The sequence below is a fragment of the Anabaena sp. EIM26 genome (assembly GCF_057568715.1).
Map to the genome: position 1 here is coordinate 4,431,422 of NZ_CM172472.1, position 19,458 is coordinate 4,450,879.

Sequence of the window (19,458 nt, forward strand, 5' to 3'; positions counted from 1 at the left end):
TTAATTGTCAAATAATTGAGATTATCTTCTCATGTAGACCAGCTTCTCATCCTAGAGTGTGTAATTTTGACAGCTAAGAATCTTTAGCAAGAAGCTTAATCTACAATTGGTGTGACTTTGAAGACCTAATTGAACCTCAAACGGATTTTTTTACGCCTCAAACGGATTTTTTTACAAGTTGATATAGCGGTTTTCGGTTGAGTGAGATACAAGAACCCCACCCCCAAGCCCCTCATCGCTTACGGGGAGGTGGCTATGATGTATTTCATTCACATGCATACTGCTATAGCAGGTAGCTATATATTGATTAATTTTCAAGCTTTTAGTAATAAATCATAGGATTTGGGATTAGTGCCAAACTGCTTACGGAAAGCTGTGGCAAAACGGCTTTGATTGGCATATCCAACAGCACGCGCTACTTCTTTGACATTCATTTGGCCTTCTAAAAATAATTGCCGTGCTTTTTCCATGCGTTGTTGGTGTAAGTAGCTAAACGCAGTTGTACCAAATACTTGGCGAAAACCTAGCTTGAGTTTATAGTCGTTTAATCCTATTTGTCTGGCTAGTTCTATTAAAGAAGGGGGATTGTCTAAATTTTCAGTTAAGATTTTCTTGGCATAATGAATTCTATCAATATCATCTCTTTTTAAAGTCGGGGCTTTTGTATAATTACTTTCTTTTGTGGCTAATTGTTCCAGCTTTAAGGCAATTATTTCTAAACATTTACTTTCTAAATAAATTTTTTTAGTTAAGCCAATAAAGGGGCAATTGATAATTTGTTCTAGGGCAACTCGCATTTCTGGAGTGGTATAATCTATTTGAAAAGATGAATTTTGATCAGGATCAATGAGCATTTTGAGGATTTTTGGAGATATGGTATTTAAGTCATCTGTAATCAAACTATGGAGTAATTTAGGGGATTGGGGATGGATATCTACCTTTAAAAGTCGCTGCGATCGCAATAATTCTGATGTTTTATTCTGGTGAAAATATCCACATTGAAAAAAATTTTTTCCGGCATTAATATTATGCCAAGTACCTAAAAGATGAAATCCAAATTCAAACCCACCAATAAAACTATCTGAACAGTTTTTCTCTATCATTAAATCATCATAAAATTCCGCATCAATAATTAATAAACTAATGTCCCGCAGTTCAATCCAACGTTCATATCCACTACCAAATTGTTGAGGACATATATTAATAATATCAGATGGATCTGACGGGTCTGCTCGTCTAGTATTTTGATTGCGTTCTCTCCAAAATTCTTGGTAATCTGCGAGTGAAATTATATTTGCCATGTGCTAACCTAAAAAACGCCTTATCTCAATCGAATGCAACTGGCACATTGGTATGGTGCATCAGAAATAATCTGTTTATGTAAGGATTCAGGATACAAAATGTTTGATATAGTAGGGAACTCTTAACAGTCAGAGGGAGAAATTTTCTTCTTCCTTCTTTGTTCCTCCTGACTCCTGACTCCTGAATTCTGCTGTATATCATTTACCTTTACGTCCTATTGGTACACACATTGGTGTTCCCACAACTGGGTCAGTAACAACACGACAATCTAACCCAAAAACCTCTTTTACCATTTCCTCAGTCATGACTTCTTGTGGTTCTCCAGCAGTAAAAATTCTGCCTTCTTTAACTGCTACTAAATAATCAGCATAACGACAAGCTTGATTTAAATCATGTAATACCATGACAATAGTTCTATTTTGATGCTGGTTCAATTCATACAACAAATCTAAAACTTCTATTTGATGTGCCAAATCTAAAAAAGTAGTTGGTTCATCTAATAGTAAAATATCTGTATCTTGAGCTAATGCCATGGCAATCCAAGCTCTTTGTCTTTGTCCACCAGATAAAGTATCTAATGATCTTTCTGATAATTTGAATAAATCGGTAATTTCTAATGCTTGGTTAACAATTTTTTCATCTTGTTTTGACCACTGTTGTAACCAATTTTGATAGGGATAACGTCCTTGCGCTACTAAATCTTTGACTGTTAAACCTTCCGGTGCTACAGGGCTTTGAGGCAAAATTCCTAATTGTTGAGCTACTTCTTTTGTGGAAAGCTGAAAAATAGATTCTCCATCCAGATATACATTACCAACGCTCGGTTTAAGTAATCTTGCCAAGCCTCTTAATAATGTAGATTTTCCACAACCATTAGCACCAACTAAAGCACTAATTTTTCCGTGAGGAATTGCTAAATTTAAATCACGGATAATTGTAGTACCATCATAAGCTAAAGTTAAACTTTTAGTTGATAAACCTTTCATAACAATTTTAGATTTTAGATTTTAGATTTTGGATTGGTACATGGTAGTTAGGAAACATAAAATTGATTACCCAGTCCTCAGTCACCTATTTTTTCCGATTACTAATTAATAAATACAAAAAATAAGGAGCGCCCACAGCAGCAGTGACAACTCCACAAGGAATTTCAATAGGTGTAAATAAAGTTCTTCCTAACAAGTCTGCAATAGTAACAATCATTCCCCCTAACAGTGCTGATGTGGGGATTAAACCTTGATGATTTGTACCTACTAATTGTCTGCCTAAATGGGGTGCAATTAAACCGACAAAACCGATCATTCCCGCAGTGGCTACTGATGCACCAGCTAATGCTACTGCTACCAATAGCAATAAACTACGCTGAATTTCTACGGTAATTCCTAAACTTCTAGCGATATCATCTCCTAAATTTAAGGCGTTCAAATGTCTTGCTAGTAATAAAGACATGGGTACAAAAATAATCAGCCAAGGTAAAAATGAAAATACCTGTTCCCAGGTGCGCCCGTAAACACTACCAGCTAACCACACCAAAGCATCACTAACGCTGTAAATGTCACCGAAGGTAATCATTAAACTGGTGAAGGCACTAGCGATCGCAGATAAACCCACACCCATTAAAATTAATAAAATCGGCGAACTGCCATTATTCCAAGCTAACCAGTAAATTAAAGTAGCCATCAACAAAGCCCCGCAAAAGGCTGATAAAGGCAAGATATAAATTGGTGCAGAGGGAAATAAGACAATAACTGTAACTGCGGCTAAACTTGCGCCAGAATTGATGCCAATAATACCAGGGTCAGCTAAGGGATTGCGTGTTAAACCTTGGAAGATAGTTCCAGAAATGGCCAGCGCCACTCCCACCATAAAAGCCACAACGGTACGGGGTAGACGCAGGGAATTAATGACAAACAGATGATCAGGATTTCCCGTATCGACACCCAATAAAGTTTTAATAATATCTAGGGGAGAGATAGGATATTCACCTCTACCCACATTGATCACCATCGCTACCCCAATCACTGCTAGTAAAAATAACAGCATTACTGGTACACGCCGGTCTAGGCGAAAAGATATTGCTGAGGAACGAATAACCAACCAATCAACCTTCATTTCTTCACCTTTGATTTAGCCAGATAGACAAAAAAGGGAGCGCCCACCAGTGCAGTCATTACACCTACAGGTAATTCCTGGGGTTTGAGGATGATACGGGCAGTAATATCTGCTACTAACAGTAAAGTTGCCCCGACAACGGCGGAATAAGGCAAAATCCAGCGATAATCAGTTTTAATGAAAAATCGGACAACATGAGGAACGACTAAACCAATAAAACCGATGGGGCCAGCAAGGGCTACGGAACTTCCTGCTAGTAAAACTACGCTGATGGCGGTAAGGATTTTTATCCAGGCTGTTTTTTGACCTAAACCTTTGGCTACATCGTCACCTAGACTCATGGTGGTAATTTGTCTACCCAAAGCCAAGGCAATTACTAAGCCGATGATGACAAACGGTAGTGCGGAAACTATGACAGGGGTATCTCTACCTGCTAATGAACCAGCTAACCAAAATCTAATTTCTTCTAATGTGCGTTGACTGATGATTAAAATCGCAGTGGTGAGGGAAGAAATTAATGCTGTCAGTGCTGCACCTGCTACTGTGAGATTGAGTGGGGTAGCGCCTCCCTTTCCCAGTGAACCCAGGAAGTAGACTAAAGTTGCTGTGATTCCCGCACCCAAAAAGGCCGCAATTGTCAAAGTAGCAACAGATGAAGTACCAAACACAAAAATTGTGACAACTACAGAAAGTGCAGCACCGGCTTCAATGCCCAAAATACCTGGATCTGCTAAAGGGTTGCGTGTTAAACCTTGCATTAATGCCCCAGATACTGCCAAGGCTGCACCGACTAAAATGGCAATGAGCGATCGCGGTAATCTGACTGTTTGAATAACTAGATGTTGATATGAACCATCAAAGCTAACAAAGGAAGTCAAAATCTGATCTATTGGTATTTCTGCTGCTCCTAACGTGACACTAGATACCAAACAAACTAGCAGCAGCACCACACAAACAACCAAACTGAATACGGGTTTAGCCGCCGAATTAATCAAAATATTAGCCTCCCACTGGTGGCGTTATCTGCTCGTTAAAAACGAAAAAATCTGCTGTCATACTTTATACTGTTCTGTTTTTATCCTTTCTTATTGACTCCGAACTCCGAACTCCTGACTCCTGACTCCTGACTCCGAACTCCTAACACCGAACTCCGAACTCCGAACGAACTCCTAGATTATTTCCGTGTAGCTATACCTAATTTCACTCCTTCTACCTGTCGGACTTTATCCATTACCGCTACTACTTGACCGTGCTGAACAGATGCATCTGCATTGAGTATTACCATCAATGGCTGTGAAGGTTCTACTTTTTCTCTTACCTCAGCTGCTAATTGCTCTAAACTAACTGCTTCTTTATTCAGAAAAATCTTGCCAGTATTATTGATTGTTAGTGTCACCTGTGCAGGACGATCTGTTTTTCCCGTAGCGGCTTGAGGTAAATTAACTGGTAAACCCTCAGAACGAGTTAAATACAACGTTGACATGATAAAAAATGTCAAAATTGCAAAGATAACATCAATCATCGGCACAATGTTAATCTGTGCTGGTATTTCCGGCTCATCTTGTAGACGCATAGGTTTTTTCTCCTCTTTCGTAGCGACGACGGTATAGCAGTTCTAAATGACCACCATATTCTTGAATCAAAGCAATTTGTCGTTGATAAAATCCCCGAAAGGTATTAGCAAAAACAAGGGTAAAAATTGCCACAATTAATCCAGTAGCTGTAGAAACCAACGCCTCACTAATACCGCTAGTTACCCCAGCCGCTTTTGTTCCGCCAACATCACCAATATTGAGAGATGCAAAAGAACCAATTAACCCCAACACAGTTCCCAGTAATCCTAACAGGGGCGCAAGGGCAATAATAGTATCAAAAATTGTATTGAACCGTTTAAACAAAGGTATCTCAGCTTGGGCTTCACTCTCCAACGCCAAGCGAAATTCTTCTGGATTTGGTTCTTCTAATTCTAAAGCCGTTAAAAAAATCCGTGCAATTGGTAAATCTGCATTCTTTTGCAGTGTATCAATTGTACTGACCACATTATCCTGACGATAGAAATTCAATACATTTCTGACTACCCGTTGCTGGCGACTACTAATATTTACCCAAAATTTGATCCGTTCGATAATTAACCCTACTGCCAACACAGAAGACAGTAGCAGCGGCCACATTACCACACCACCTGCGATAAACAGATTTTTAATATCCATGTCCGATTTGCAAGCCTTTCAATAAAATTTTCTGACTATTTTCAGCGGAGATAGCTGATATAAGTTCTCAACTTAAATTAGAGCAAATGAAAATATATGTCAATCTTTTGCTACATCTAAAGGGTAAAAATACAGCCCAAGTAGGGGTTGAAATCGCTGTAATCTTTTGTTGATGAGAGATTTAGGCTAAAATCCGCAACTATAAAAAGCTCAAATTTATTGATTGACATTTGCAGCAAATTTCTGCTAATCTGCCAAGGTTACTGAAAATAGGTAGCAATAAAATAGGTAGCAAAGAACTATGAGTTTTTCCAGCACAGCCCTAGAGCAGCGAGAAAAAGAATTAAAGACTCTAACAACCTTTTTGACTTATAGCTTGATTGGCTCTTTGGCTATACATATTGGGTTGCTGGCTTCTGGTATTGGTAGTCTACTCACAAAAGTCCCGGAAGAAGAGCCTCTAGAAATCACTTTTGTTGAGACTCCACCAGAAGAAGAAATAAAACCAATAGAAGAACCAGAAAAGGAAATAAAACCTAAAGTTATTGATAATTCCAGGATTTTCACAAGTTCAATTTCTAATACTTCTCCAACCGTATTTGTTCCGCAACCACAAAAGAACACAGTAGTTTCGCCTCAACCTGCTGTGATTCCTGCTCCGAAAATCGAACCTCTCAAACCTTTACCTGCGATCGCAAAGGAAACTGTATCACCAAAAACAGCAGATACCCAGCCTCAAGAAGTTTCTCGGTCAAAAGATACCGCTATTAAACCTTTATCTACTGAAACAACTGCCGTTCAACCATCTTCACAATCCAGTTCTAATCTCAGTAAATTGTTAGCAGGAATCAGAGATGGAAGGGCAAATCAAGAAGTTTCACAACCCTCTCAAGCGACTGCGGGTGGGAATGGTGGCGTAACATCAAACTCAATAGGGATTCCTGGTAGTGGTAACGGTAGTGGTAACAACAGCGGCAGTAGTAGAAGCGGTAGTGATAGTGATAGTGGTAACAACAGCCATAGTTCAAAAGTTGCCACTGCACCTACATCTCCCAAATTAGGTACTAACTCTGGTAGCGGTAATGGCCGTGCTGCTTGTCGGGAGTGTAATACAAATTATCCAGATTGGGCGAGGAGAAGAGGAGTAGAAGGCAGAGTTGAAGTAGCTGTTGATACGGATAATCAGGGTAATGTTACTAAAGTGCGGTTGTTGAGATCCAGTGGTAACGAGAAATTAGATGCAGAACATTTAGAACGAGCGCAAAAGTGGAAACTCAAACCTAGTTCAGAAGGGAGACAAGGTGTTAGTATTGGGACTGAATATGCGATCGCAGGTTCCCAACGATATCGCCAACTGCAAGAACGCAAGAAACAAAGAGAATCAGAACAAAGAAACGCTGCATCTACAAACAACGCAAGTAACTCTGCAAGTGAAACACCAAGACGCAGCCGAAGATTGGTAACATCTATTAATGAAAATATTCCTAGAGAACCGAACCCAATCACCAGAAGAATTCGCCGCAGCAGAAACACAGCAGCATCAACAGAATCTACTTCCACTTCATCAGCAACTAGAGGTCAGCGTTTAGGAGAAGCTCTCAGAAGAAGAAGAAATCCAGCAGTAACTAATGCTTCTTCATCTTCAGGACAAACAACCAAAAGAAGACGAAGACGAGACATAACTCCAGCTTCCTCAGCCACTAACAATAGTCAAAGTACCCCTAAACCTAGCAGCTGGCGGCAACGCTTGCAACAACCAGCATCGTCAGAGCAAAATCAACAACCATCACAATAAAGTTAGAACTTACGCACAACACAACGAAAGTAGCGGTAATTCATGAATTACCGCTACGGAAGAATCAGGTTTTCGGTCACATTTTGCGTAAGCCCTGAAAGTCATATAGCGGTATGCACTTGAATGAAATACATCATAGCCCCCTCCCCGCAAGCGATGAGGGGGTTGGGGGTGGGGTTCTTGTGGAGGATGTTGAACCTACCGCCAATCTTCCCAATTTTGGTTAAAAATGGAGGTATCAGGAAAAGCTGTAGGATTACCATTTTGTTCCAACAGCCGTTTTAAAACTTGTAACTGCGGTTCTTGTTTAGGTAAATCATCAACTAATTGATAGGGTGCAATATTTTGTTTGATTGCAAAACTGGCCACAGTTCCCGCAGCCGCACCAGAAGACCATTCAAAGGAATGAACCCGATAGGCAGCAGCAGCTATATGGCTGGTAGCAATACTTTTACCCCCTACCAATAAATTATCAATTTTTTGGGGAATCATGGCTCTGAGGGCAATTTGGAAAGGATATGCTTGGCCAGCACCCCGTCTTTCTCCCGCACGTTCAGTATTACCAGGTGCTTCAGCGGGGGTTTTTGTCATGCAAGGATGAAAATCTATGGCGTAATGACCGATACCCACAGCATCCGGGAAAATAGTCGAACGACTGCGTTTCATAGCTTTATCTGGACTAACTTCACCCCTAATCACAGATGTTGCTTCTAAACCGGCAAGTGTCGCTTTTAACCGACGATATATATCCGCTGGCAAGTTTTTGCGGTAATATTCATCATTATAATTACGGCGAGAAATATCAATTTCCCAAATTCCAAAACCTTCCGGTTGTCCCCAACTAGGACGGCCGATAATGCGTCTTCCTTCCCGCATATATGGGTATTTTGATAAACCGTGTGCAGTCCCCATTGGAGAATTTAACCCGGTTAACAAACGGTTATTTGGTTGGGGTTGCTTGACACCAGCACCGAGTTGGGAGTCAGTATTTCCCGCGACTAACCAGTAATAATAAGCAAGAGCATTTTCTTCACCTTTGCGGAGTGTTTCGGTTCTTAGTCCACCTTTCCAACCTTCAGGGTTTAACTGTCCAGAAGTTTGTAATTGTTGACGAGTATAAATGAGATTATCATTAGCAGTCCCTGGACGGTAGTCATTCCCCCAAGTCCAGTTTTGCATGGAGATGTCTCCTGGTGTGGGTGCGGTAAACTTAACTCCATTGAATGTAGTTGGTTGTCCTTTTTGCGGACTCCAAATCCGTCTGTAGGTAAATACTAAATCAAAATTTGCCAGTCGCGCTAATTCGTAACTAAAATATGGCGCATATTGGGGATAAAATGGGGGCATTACTTGATTTTGCGGGTCTTTGGTAGACTCCATTGCAAAGGTATAAGTAAAACCTTGGGTACAATAGGGATCGTTACTGCTACTAGAAGATGAAGGTTCTAGATAGGAACGCGCATCAATTCCGAGTCTATAGGGAACATCGGCTAAAGCGATAATTTCCCCGGTTTCGCTGGTGTCTACAACGTACCATTTGGAAGTATTGTTTTTAGTTTGTTTGGGGAGAAAGCGAATTAAAGTTTTGCTTAATTGTGGAGAGTTTTCGTAGCGATAAGCATCTTCAATGGTTTGAGATAATGTAGCGGTGTTTAGGGGTGGTGCGTTTGTTGCTGGTTGATGTTGAATTGCGATCGCACTATCAATGATTTTACCATCTTCACTAATTGCTAAATCTTTAATTACTGTATTGGGGAACCATTGCAACTTTCCTTTACCTCGTTTTTCAGCCTCTTTGAGCATTTGTGTCATGATGTTGTGAGCATCACGGGGAAGAAAGCAGGAGTCGCTTACCCAACAATCACCAGGATTTAGTTTGCCATATTTACGTTGAATACGGTTTCTTAATTCCAAATATCCACGAGAATAGAATTGTTTAGCTCGTTGGGTTGGTCTTTCATCTAACGCAGATGTACCTTGAGAAGAAATTTGTCCACCTAACCAGTCGGTTATTTCCGTTAAACAAACTGTCCGTCCTGCGAGTAAACTTTCATAAGCTGTAGCAACTCCTGATAGTCCACCACCAACAACAAGAATTTCACAGTTGACGGTTTTATCTGGGGTGCGTGGAGTGGTAGCAGCAACGGAATAGGGTGCGAGAAAGGTAGTAATTAAGCTGAGACTGATGAGAGATTTTTGGTGACAAGCCATTTTGTGTCTGTTTTTCATGGTTTATACATTCTGTACACTACGTCAAATTGTAGACGGTAGTTGTGGAGGAAAGGTTCTTTCATGTTAATGAATTCTTTCAAGCCATGTTTTTAATGCTTTTTCAACAATATTTTTAGTTTGATCAATATTATATTCTTTACCCCAAAATTTGACTATTATATCTGAATATTTTGTTACTATATAAAACTGTTTGTTAAAGAATTTGTCCCACAATATAGTTCCTGATTTCACAGGAGCATATCGCCAATATGTTAGATATTCGTCGATTGTATCAATTTGCATTCTTGCAATAGTATTGTTTTTACGGTTGGGAATAATTAGCCATAAAAATAATACGATCTTCTTTGATTTCCTATCAAAAGAAAATTCGGCGCATTGTCTTAGCTTATCCTTGCCATACTTACTTGCATAAACAACACTTTTATTAACTACAATTTCTTCTATTCTGTGATCGAAGCTCAATATTTGCTGTCTAATTTGTGTTATGTTTTCTAACTCTGTAGTTGTTAATGCACCTAACCAATCTAATAATAATCTTGGTGCTTCGGGAATATTATAATTTTGTTTATTTTCTAGATTAACTTCTTGAAAGTTGATTTTTATCAGTTTTGGTCTTGACTGATTATGAATTTGATATACAGAAAAATAAAATTCTTCATTTTGGTAGACAATGGAAAAATTAAATAAATCAAATTTTAAATTACTATATTTTTTATCAATTAAATTATGACGATGAAAATTAGGACAGATTGCCAACAACCTAATTTCTTGCTCATAATCAGCTTCCTGTTTAAAAGGTTGTTCTTCTGTTAAATTATCATAATAGCGTGTGATTTGATTGATAATATAACGATCTTCTGTGTTCTTTAATTCAATAATTGCTAGTTGGTTATTTTTACTAATTCCTATAATATCACAAATCTCTCCTTTTATAGATAATTGACGTGATAAAGGCTTTAATTCAAATATTTCTTCTAAATTCTCCCAAACAAAAGTTTCTAATTCAGACTCATCAATAAATTTCCAACCTTGATCAGTTTTTTGCAATGCTACTTTGTTTTTCATGGTGGTGTTATCAATAATTAATATATATATTTCATACTAAAAAATTACCAATTGTGCTTATTTTATCACGTAGATTGAATTAAGCGACAGCGCAACCCAACCTACATAAGTTAAAGTTTGTGTGTTTATAACTAAAATATATTAAGTTATCAATAAATCAAAAAAGTAATCGCTTACTCGCAATCTTACTTTCGCGACTAATTGCTAATTTAATTTCTAATAAAGCTGCTTCCTTTAAAGCTATCTCTAGAAATTCTATGACTGTTCCAATTTTTTAACCTCTAGCTTCTAGATGTTCTCTGGTTGATTTTTACATACTTCCGTCCTAAAGTAGCGAATATCTCTCCACTAATCTGCTAAAATCAAACAACCGCTCTGAAATCTAGCAACCCCACACCCATCATCTATCATAGATGGCATATAGGCAGACAGCTGCAAAAACTAACCAACGGATAGGGAAGGTTGTCATGAAGAGCAAAAACCCCGTAATCTCAACTCTGGCTTTAAAAAGCGCCATTTTATTATCACCCTTGCTGATATCTACTGGTTTTCTCAGTGGACAACTCCAACTATCTGCTCATGCTCAGGTATTATCAAATCAGGAACGGGAAGAATTAACCAGACTGCGAACAGAAACCAAACTTCAAAAGCAAGTACAGTCAGACTTTGAACGTGCTTTCACTCGCACCAATACCCTGCTCAATATCTGGTTAACAATCTTAAGTTTGTTTCCTGTGGTTTTAATTGCTACATTATGGTTGTTGCGTAAAGCTATAATTCGGGAAATTGTTGAGCGAGCAATGCAACAAGTACAAGGAATCGAGAAGTTGCAAACTCAATTAATTACAGTTAATCAAGATGCGGAAAACCTGATTAAAATATCTCAAAATCTCACCCATGAATTAGGAGAGGGAGTTAACAATCTTCAACAAAAAATTCAAGGTGAAGAGAATAAATTATCTATCTTATTATCGGATTTACCAAAATCAAAACAAGAATTTTTAACAGCATTAGAACGTGAGGTTGAATCTGCTCAAGAAAATATCAGCAATTTAGAATTTAAATTAAATATTCAATTAGAACAATTAAATTTATCTAGTCAACAACAGAAAATTGCAATTGAAAATGCTAAAAAATTAGAAGCTGATTTAGTTGCTCAATTTACTAGACTGAAGTTAGAACTGGAAAACCAAAAAGATATCGCTGCTGGTGATATTGAGCAATCCCGTTCTCAGTTGATATCTCAACTTCATGGCTTAGAGTCAGAAGCTTTACAGCAAAAAAATCATGCTTGTGAAAATATATCAAAATTGCAGTCAGAATTTACGGCTGAATTATCTGAATTTCAGATAGATGCTAAAAACAAAAAAGATATAACTATAGAGCATTTAGAAAAATTAAATAATTTATTTAAATCACAAATTGCAGAATTACAAACTGATGCTCTAACCCAAAAAGATACTGTCTTTGATATTTTGGTTAATTTACAATTAGAATTCTCTCACCAACTTGCAGAACTACAGAATGCTGCTCAAGTTCGTCAACAGCAAATTATTGAAAATTTAGCAACATCTAGTGGAGAATTTATTTCTCAGTTTTCAGATATTCACACTGATGTTCAACAACAGCAAGCTCTGATTCAGGAAAATTTACAAAAGTTAGATTCTGAACTTGTAAATCAGCTTGCAGAATTACAAAATGTTGCTCAAGTTCGTCAACAGCAAATTATTGAAAATTTAGAAACATCTGGTAGAGAATTTACTTCTCAATTCTCAGATATTCAAACTGATGTTCAACAAAATAAATTGATAATTTTAGAAAATTTACAAAAGTTAGAATCCGAATTTGTAAATCAGCTTGCAGAATTACAGAATTCTGCTCAACTTCGTCAACAGCAAATTATTGATACTTTAGAAGTATCCGGTGGAGAATTTACTTCTCAGTTTTCAGAAATTAAAACTGATGCTCAAAAACAACGCAATCTCACTTTGAAGAAGTTAGAAAAATTAGAAGCTGAATTTATTAACCAACTTTCAGAATTAAAATTAGATGCTCAACAGCGCAAAGATGCTATTTTAGAAGAGTTAAAGGAAGTTAAACCTACACCAAAACTGGAAACGATATCAAAATCAGAACCACCACAACCAGAAGTTTCTGCTGATGATTATGTCAAAGAAGCCGATATGCTGTTTACAGAAAAACGTTATGAAGATGCTTTGGCTATTTATGAGCAAGCAGTAAATATTAAATCTGATGATGCAGAAATTTGGCTCAAACGTGGCATTATTTTGAATAGGCTAAAACGCTACAAAGAAGCTATTGCTTCCTATAATCAAGCTATCAAAATTAAACCTGATTATCATCAAGCTTGGTGTGATATTGGTGTTGCTTGCGGGAATCTAGGAAAACATAAAGAAGCCTTTAACTGCTTTGATAAAGCTACCCAAATTCAACCAGATGATGGTGTCGCTTGGTTAAATCGGGGTTTGTCTTTAGTAGAGTTAGAACGTTATGAAGATGCACTTGCATCTTTTGATCAAGCGCTGCAATTTCAACCTAATTCACCTAAGATTTTAGATAAACGTGGTTACACTCTGGTAAGATTAGGAAGAGATGACGAAGCGATCGCTGATTTTGACAAAACGCTAGAAATAAAATCAGACTATCCTAGCGCTTATTACAATAAAGCAGCTTGTTATGCACTACAGAGAGAAGTAGAGTTAGCTATAGAAAATCTACAAACAGCAATTCAACTTAAACCTAGTTATAAGGAAGACGCTGCAACCGATATAGATTTTGATGATATTAAGCATGAGCAAAGCTTCCAAAAATTAATTCATAGCTAATCCGGTTAAAAAAAATCCACCCATAGCTTCTATAAGAATTAGAACCTGTAGATGGATAATTTTGAAGTCACTAATGCCTCTTTTGAAGGGAGGGGTATATGGCAGAGAAATTGGTTTATAGGTTAGCTGTAATTATGCAAGGAAAAGCTTTAACAACTATGTAGTTTCCACCCAAGGAAATCCTATCAATGTCTCATAACTGAAGATATAACTTATTTCTCTTATACCTCATCTATCTAAAGAAATAGGCACAAATATACCTAAAGACTGATTGACCAATGAAGATTTATATGATATATGAGTTGCTCCAAAATTTAAGTAGACTTACTGGAGACTTCCACAAACCACAGTTTTGGAAGATGTTCCCTGCTGTAAGCCGATCGCTTTCGATAGAATGGTAAATAGATTTAAAATACATGATACTGATTAAGCGTAATTCCCAATGACCACTTCAACCCGTCGCTACCACATTACTACCTTCGGTTGCCAAATGAATAAAGCCGATTCAGAGCGCATGGCTGGCATACTAGAAGACATGGGCTTTGAATGGTCAGAAGATCCTAATGATGCCAATGTGATTCTTTATAATACTTGTACGATTCGGGATAATGCCGAGCAGAAGGTTTATTCTTATTTAGGTAGGCAAGCAAAACGCAAGCACGAAGAGCCTGATTTAACTTTGATTGTTGCTGGTTGTGTTGCCCAACAAGAAGGTGAGGCATTATTGCGACGTGTGCCAGAATTGGATTTGGTGATGGGGCCGCAACATGCTAATCGGCTGAAAGATTTGCTAGAGTCGGTTTTTGATGGTAATCAAGTTGTGGCTACAGAAGCGGTGCATATTATTGAAGATATCACCCAACCACGCCGAGATAGTGAAGTGACAGCTTGGGTAAATATAATTTATGGTTGTAATGAGCGTTGTACTTATTGTGTAGTTCCCAACGTGCGCGGTGTGGAACAATCTCGGACACCAGCAGCTATTCGCGCAGAAATGGAAGAGTTAGGGAAACAAGGTTATAAAGAAATTACTCTTCTGGGTCAAAATATTGATGCTTACGGGAGAGATTTACCAGGAGCAACTCCCGAAGGCCGTCACCTGCACACCTTGACAGATCTACTTTATTATGTACATGATGTGCCAGGGGTGGAAAGGTTACGTTTTGCTACTAGTCACCCCCGTTATTTTACAGAACGACTAATTAAGGCTTGCGCGGAATTACCGAAGGTATGCGAACATTTCCATATTCCCTTTCAGTCTGGGGATAATGAGCTTTTGAAAGCGATGTCACGGGGTTATACTCACGAAAAATATCGACGGATTATTGATACCATTCGCCGTTATATGCCAGATGCGTCAATTAGTGGCGATGCAATTGTGGGTTTTCCGGGGGAAACGGAAGCGCAGTTTGAAAATACGATGAAATTGGTGGATGATATTGGTTTTGATTTGTTGAATACTGCTGCTTATTCACCCCGTCCAGGTACACCTGCGGCTTTGTGGGATAATCAACTGAGTGAAGAAGTGAAGAGCGATCGCTTGCAAAGACTCAATCATTTAGTTAATGTCAAAGCAGCAGAGCGATCGCAGCGTTATTTTGGCAGAATCGAAGAAATCTTAGTCGAAACCCAAAACACCAAGGACAAAACCCAAGTAATGGGACGCACACGCGGAAATCGTTTAACGTTCTTCAACGGTGATATCAACGAACTTCAAGGAAAATTAGTACAAGTGAAAATTACCGAAGTCCGTCCTTTTAGCCTAACTGGAGAACCAATAGCAGTGCGGGAAGCAGTTACTGTATGAGGTAATGGGTAATTGGTAATGGGTAATTGGTAATTGGGAAGATGAGAAAGATAGGAACGAATATTTATCTTTCTTCTTCTTCTTTCTACCTCCTGACTCCCGACTCCTGACTCCTGACTCCTAAAAAGATGATTTTTCTTACCCCAAAATGACTACAATTAGTGTTGATGCTGGATAATGGGAAAGCTTTGACTATTTATTCACCCATCTAGCCCGGAAAAAAGAACTAAATTACTATGAGAACTCACTATTGCGGCGAACTCCGAAAAGAGGATATTGGAGAAACTGTTACTTTTTACGGATGGGTAGACCGTCGCCGCGATCACGGTGGTGTGATATTCTTAGATTTGCGCGATCGCACTGGAATTGTCCAAATCGTTAGCGACCCCCAACGCACCCCAGACTCCTACGAACAGGCTAACGCGCTACGAAATGAATACGTTGTCGCCATTACTGGTAGAGTAACCCAACGTCCAGACGAATCACTCAACCCCCGCATCCCCACAGGCGAAGTAGAAATCTATGCTGATAAAATAGAACTACTCAACGCCGTCCGCAAACAATTACCATTCCAAGTTTCCATCGCTGATACCGAAAACGTGCGGGAAGACTTGCGGTTAAAATATCGTTATTTAGACTTACGACGGGAACGTATGGCGCAAAATATGCAACTGCGTCATCAAGTCGTTAAATCTATGCGTCGCTACTTGGAAGATTTAGAAGGTTTTATCGAAGTCGAAACCCCAATTCTCACCCGTTCGACTCCTGAAGGTGCGAGAGATTACATCTTACCCAGTCGAGTTAATGAAGGTGAATGGTTTGCTTTACCTCAATCACCGCAACTATTCAAACAATTATTGATGGTATCTGGAATGGACAGATATTATCAAATTGCGCGATGTTTCCGGGATGAAGATTTACGCGCAGACAGACAACCAGAATTTACACAATTAGACATGGAAATGAGTTTCATGTCTGAAAATGAAATTATTGAACTTAACGAAAAATTAGTTTGTCATATTTTCAAAACCGTTAAAGGAATTGATTTACCTCGTCCTTTTCCTCGTCTTCCCTACGCGGAAGCCATGAAACGTTATGGAAGTGATAAACCAGATACACGCTACGATTTAGAATTAGTTGATGTTTCCGACGTTTTAAAAGATTCTGGCTTCAAAGTATTTCGAGAAGCGATCGCTAACGGTGGTATAGTCAAAATTCTGCCTATTCCTAACGGTAACGATGCAATTTCTAATGTTCGTATTAAACCAGGTAAAAGTGGAGACATCTTCAAAGAAGCCGCAGAAGCAGGGGCAAAAGGATTAGCTTATATTCGCGTTCGAGAAAATGGCGAAATTGATACCATTGGTGCGATTAAAGATAACTTGACACCAGAACAAAAGCAAGAAATTCTCACCCGCACAGGTGCAAAAGCCGGTCATTTGTTATTATTTGCCGCTGCTGATACGGTCACTGTCAATAAAACTTTAGACAGAATTCGCCAATTTATCGCTAGAGAATTTAAGTTAATTCCAGAAGATAAAATTAACTTACTCTGGATTACCGAATTTCCGATGTTTGAATGGAATGCAGACGAAAAACGTCTGGAAGCATTACATCACCCATTTACCGCACCTCATCCCGATGATATCAGCGACTTAAAAACAGCCCGCGCACAAGCTTATGATTTGGTGTTTAATGGTTTTGAAATCGGTGGTGGTAGCCTGCGGATTTATCAGCGAGAAATTCAAGAACAGGTGTTTGAAGCTATTGGTTTATCACCAGAAGAAGCACAAAGTAAATTTGGCTTTTTGTTAGAAGCTTTTGAATATGGTACACCTCCTCATGGTGGTATTGCTTACGGTGTAGATCGTTTGGTGATGTTGTTAGCTGGAGAAGAATCAATTCGTGATGTTATTGCTTTTCCCAAGACACAACAAGCTCGTTGTTTGTTAACAGATGCTCCTTCAAGTGTGGACGCAAAACAGTTGAAAGAGTTGCACGTTGCTTCGACTTTTAAACCAAAAGCTTAAGTGATTTAATTTGATATTAGTCCCTCTACTAAGTTTTAGTAGGGGGTTTATTTTTAGTTAAAATATGATTTTTTCACGCAGAGACGCAGAGGCGCGGAGAAGAGCGCAAGAATATGGTATAAAATTATAATAAGTTATTCTTAATTAGTTACACTGTAAATGAAAACAAACAATTTTAAAGCTGTAGAATTATTTGCTGGTATTGGTGGTTTTCGCTTAGGGTTAACAAATGCTAATATTGAAACTGTATGGGCTAATGATATCAATCAACTGAGTTGTCAAGTTTATGAAAGTAATTTTGGTAAAGATTCCATAGTTTTAGGAGATATCAACAAAATTCCGATATCATGTATACCCAATCATGATATTTTAACTGCTGGCTTCCCTTGTCAACCATTTAGCCCTGCTGGTAAAAAACTAGGTGTGAGAGATAGTGTTAGAGGCTCTTTATTTGAACGCATTGTAGAAATTATAAATGAAAAACAACCTAAATATTTTTTCTTAGAAAATGTCAAAAGACTTTTAACGATGGAAAATGGCTATCATTTCCGAGTTATTTTAAATGCTCTATCTGAATTAGATTATTTTATAGAATGGAGAATTATTAGCCCCATCAGTTTTGGTATACCTCAAAACAGAGACAGAATTTTTATTTTTGGGACTAAGCTTAATTCAACAGATATAACATCTGAAGTTTTAGAAAAAAAATCAATTTTTTAACTCAACCCGATTTAATTGATTTAGAAAATATGGAAATATTAATAGAAAAAAATATGATGCCTATAGATTCTAATAAAGGCAAGAATTATAATTGGGGAATTACTTATAAAAATAAAATGTTAACCTTCAATCTTTCTACCTTACCAGATATCAAACCTAGACAAAAATTAAAAGATATTTTGCAAGATGATTTGATAGTAGATGCTCAATTTGATTTCACATCTGATACTTTAGAACGAATTAAAAAAAGTAAGCCTGTAAATCGTTATTGTGATGGTGTGGAATTATTATACAATCAAGATAGAGGAGCAAGATTAGGTTATACAATTTTCGGAATTAATGGAATTGTATCAACATTAACTGCTTCGACTTCAAGACACTATGAACGTTATCAAATAGGTAATAAATTTCGGCGTTTAACTAATGTTGAATATGCGAGATTGATGGGTTTTCCTGATGATTGGTGTCGAGTTGCGAGAATTTATGATCAATATGCTTTATTCGGTAATGCAATTGTTCCTGCTTGTGTAGAATGGGTATGTCAAAGAATTGGTAAAAGCAATATTGAATTTAGAAAATCTTCTTGGCAACAATTAAGTTTGGCTATTTAATTAAACAATATAATTAGTATGGAATTATTAACGATAGGAAGTCTAAAAACGGCAGCACGTAATTTTTGTTTAGAACTAAGTGCAACACAAATCCATAATTTATATGGGGTTACAGATGGAAAAGCAGTAGGAACTTATGTTGAATCTGCTTTTAATCAATATTTATCTACAAGGTATGAATACACACTTGGTAGTGCTGCATTAGGAATTGATTTCCCTGGCTTAGAAGTAGATTTAAAAGTAACATCAATTAAACAGCCTCAGTCTTCTTGTCCTTTTAGAAATGCCAGTCAAAAAGTCTATGGTTTAGGATATAATTTATTAATATTTGCATATGAAAAAATTGATGATCATAGTTCTCGTAATGCTAATTTAAAATTCCAGAATGTTGTTTTTGTTGATAAAGAATGCACTGGAGATTATCAAACAAGTTACGGTATCAGAGAAATTTTACGCCGTAATGGTAATTAAGGATGATGTGATAGCATTTTTAGAAGAACGTAATTTTCCTTTAGATGAAATTGGACGTGAAGCACTAGCGCAAAAAATTTTGCAATCACCTCCAGAAATAGGCTATCTGACCATTTCCAATGCTTTGCAATGGCGATTACAATATAGTAGAGTTATCCAAGTTTCCACAGTAGGGACAATGACAGGTATAGAAAATCTATTACTGTAAAAACATCAAAAAATTCAATCTTACTATTTGCTTATTTAGAGAAGCCACA

The 19,458-nt window shown here is 37.8% G+C and carries 14 protein-coding genes and 1 pseudogene; 7 read left to right on the forward strand and 8 right to left on the reverse strand.

Going from position 1 to position 19,458, the window contains the following annotated elements; genetic code table 11:
- Nucleotides 1-314 precede the first annotated feature (314 nt).
- The 6 genes from AC012T_RS19130 to AC012T_RS19155 all read right to left on the reverse strand — a co-directional run bounded on the left by AC012T_RS19130 (nucleotide 315) and on the right by AC012T_RS19155 (nucleotide 5,624).
- On the reverse strand, nucleotides 315-1,301 hold the full coding sequence (locus AC012T_RS19130; RefSeq protein WP_487060319.1) for a helix-turn-helix transcriptional regulator: 987 nt from the start codon (nucleotides 1,299-1,301) through the stop codon (nucleotides 315-317).
- A gap of 198 nt (nucleotides 1,302-1,499) precedes the next feature.
- Nucleotides 1,500-2,288 (reverse strand): ABC transporter ATP-binding protein, encoded by a 789-nt coding sequence (locus AC012T_RS19135; protein ID WP_487060320.1) that lies wholly within the window; start codon nucleotides 2,286-2,288, stop codon nucleotides 1,500-1,502.
- An 85-nt stretch (nucleotides 2,289-2,373) separates the two neighbouring features.
- The gene (locus AC012T_RS19140) at nucleotides 2,374-3,414 is read right to left on the reverse strand and encodes a FecCD family ABC transporter permease (protein WP_487060321.1); all 1,041 of its coding nucleotides are present in this window, start codon (nucleotides 3,412-3,414) and stop codon (nucleotides 2,374-2,376) included.
- Nucleotides 3,411-4,406 (reverse strand): FecCD family ABC transporter permease, encoded by a 996-nt coding sequence (locus AC012T_RS19145; protein ID WP_487066664.1) that lies wholly within the window; start codon nucleotides 4,404-4,406, stop codon nucleotides 3,411-3,413. Before AC012T_RS19145 ends, AC012T_RS19140 begins: the two co-directional genes overlap by 4 nt.
- 182 nt (nucleotides 4,407-4,588) lie before the next feature.
- The gene (locus AC012T_RS19150; RefSeq protein ID WP_487060322.1) at nucleotides 4,589-4,987 is read right to left on the reverse strand and encodes an ExbD/TolR family protein; all 399 of its coding nucleotides are present in this window, start codon (nucleotides 4,985-4,987) and stop codon (nucleotides 4,589-4,591) included.
- On the reverse strand, nucleotides 4,971-5,624 hold the full coding sequence (locus AC012T_RS19155; RefSeq protein ID WP_487060323.1) for a MotA/TolQ/ExbB proton channel family protein: 654 nt from the start codon (nucleotides 5,622-5,624) through the stop codon (nucleotides 4,971-4,973). Before AC012T_RS19155 ends, AC012T_RS19150 begins: the two co-directional genes overlap by 17 nt.
- Before the next feature lie 301 nt (nucleotides 5,625-5,925).
- Here AC012T_RS19155 and AC012T_RS19160 point away from each other — a divergent pair, with 301 nt between their 5' ends.
- On the forward strand, nucleotides 5,926-7,419 hold the full coding sequence (locus tag AC012T_RS19160; RefSeq protein WP_487060324.1) for an energy transducer TonB: 1,494 nt from the start codon (nucleotides 5,926-5,928) through the stop codon (nucleotides 7,417-7,419).
- A gap of 198 nt (nucleotides 7,420-7,617) precedes the next feature.
- Here the strand turns inward: AC012T_RS19160 and AC012T_RS19165 are convergent, their stop codons facing one another.
- Complete coding sequence (locus tag AC012T_RS19165) at nucleotides 7,618-9,648, reverse strand: FAD-dependent oxidoreductase (protein ID WP_487060325.1); 2,031 nt, start codon at nucleotides 9,646-9,648, stop codon at nucleotides 7,618-7,620.
- Nucleotides 9,649-9,714: 66 nt separating this feature from the next.
- On the reverse strand, nucleotides 9,715-10,716 hold the full coding sequence (locus tag AC012T_RS19170) for an endonuclease NucS domain-containing protein (protein ID WP_487060326.1): 1,002 nt from the start codon (nucleotides 10,714-10,716) through the stop codon (nucleotides 9,715-9,717).
- A 467-nt stretch (nucleotides 10,717-11,183) separates the two neighbouring features.
- Here AC012T_RS19170 and AC012T_RS19175 point away from each other — a divergent pair, with 467 nt between their 5' ends.
- The 6 genes and pseudogenes from AC012T_RS19175 (at nucleotide 11,184) to AC012T_RS19200 (ending at nucleotide 19,409) form a co-directional block, all read left to right on the forward strand.
- Entirely contained in the window at nucleotides 11,184-13,562 is a 2,379-nt protein-coding gene (locus AC012T_RS19175; RefSeq protein ID WP_487060327.1) for a tetratricopeptide repeat protein, read from the forward strand.
- A gap of 442 nt (nucleotides 13,563-14,004) precedes the next feature.
- Nucleotides 14,005-15,369 carry a tRNA (N6-isopentenyl adenosine(37)-C2)-methylthiotransferase MiaB gene (gene miaB, locus AC012T_RS19180; RefSeq protein ID WP_487060328.1) on the forward strand — a complete coding sequence of 455 codons (1,365 nt, stop codon included), beginning with the start codon at nucleotides 14,005-14,007 and terminating at the stop codon, nucleotides 15,367-15,369.
- Between the two features lie 236 nt (nucleotides 15,370-15,605).
- Entirely contained in the window at nucleotides 15,606-17,399 is a 1,794-nt protein-coding gene (gene aspS / locus AC012T_RS19185; protein WP_487060329.1) for an aspartate--tRNA ligase, read from the forward strand.
- A gap of 159 nt (nucleotides 17,400-17,558) precedes the next feature.
- Nucleotides 17,559-18,119, forward strand: coding sequence for a DNA cytosine methyltransferase (locus AC012T_RS19190; RefSeq protein ID WP_487060330.1), 561 nt, complete (start codon nucleotides 17,559-17,561; stop codon nucleotides 18,117-18,119).
- 53 nt (nucleotides 18,120-18,172) lie between these two features.
- Entirely contained in the window at nucleotides 18,173-18,730 is a 558-nt protein-coding gene (locus tag AC012T_RS19195) for a DNA cytosine methyltransferase (RefSeq protein WP_487060331.1), read from the forward strand.
- 18 nt (nucleotides 18,731-18,748) lie between these two features.
- Nucleotides 18,749-19,409: pseudogene (locus AC012T_RS19200) on the forward strand (type II restriction-modification system restriction endonuclease).
- Nucleotides 19,410-19,458: the final 49 nt, after the last annotated feature.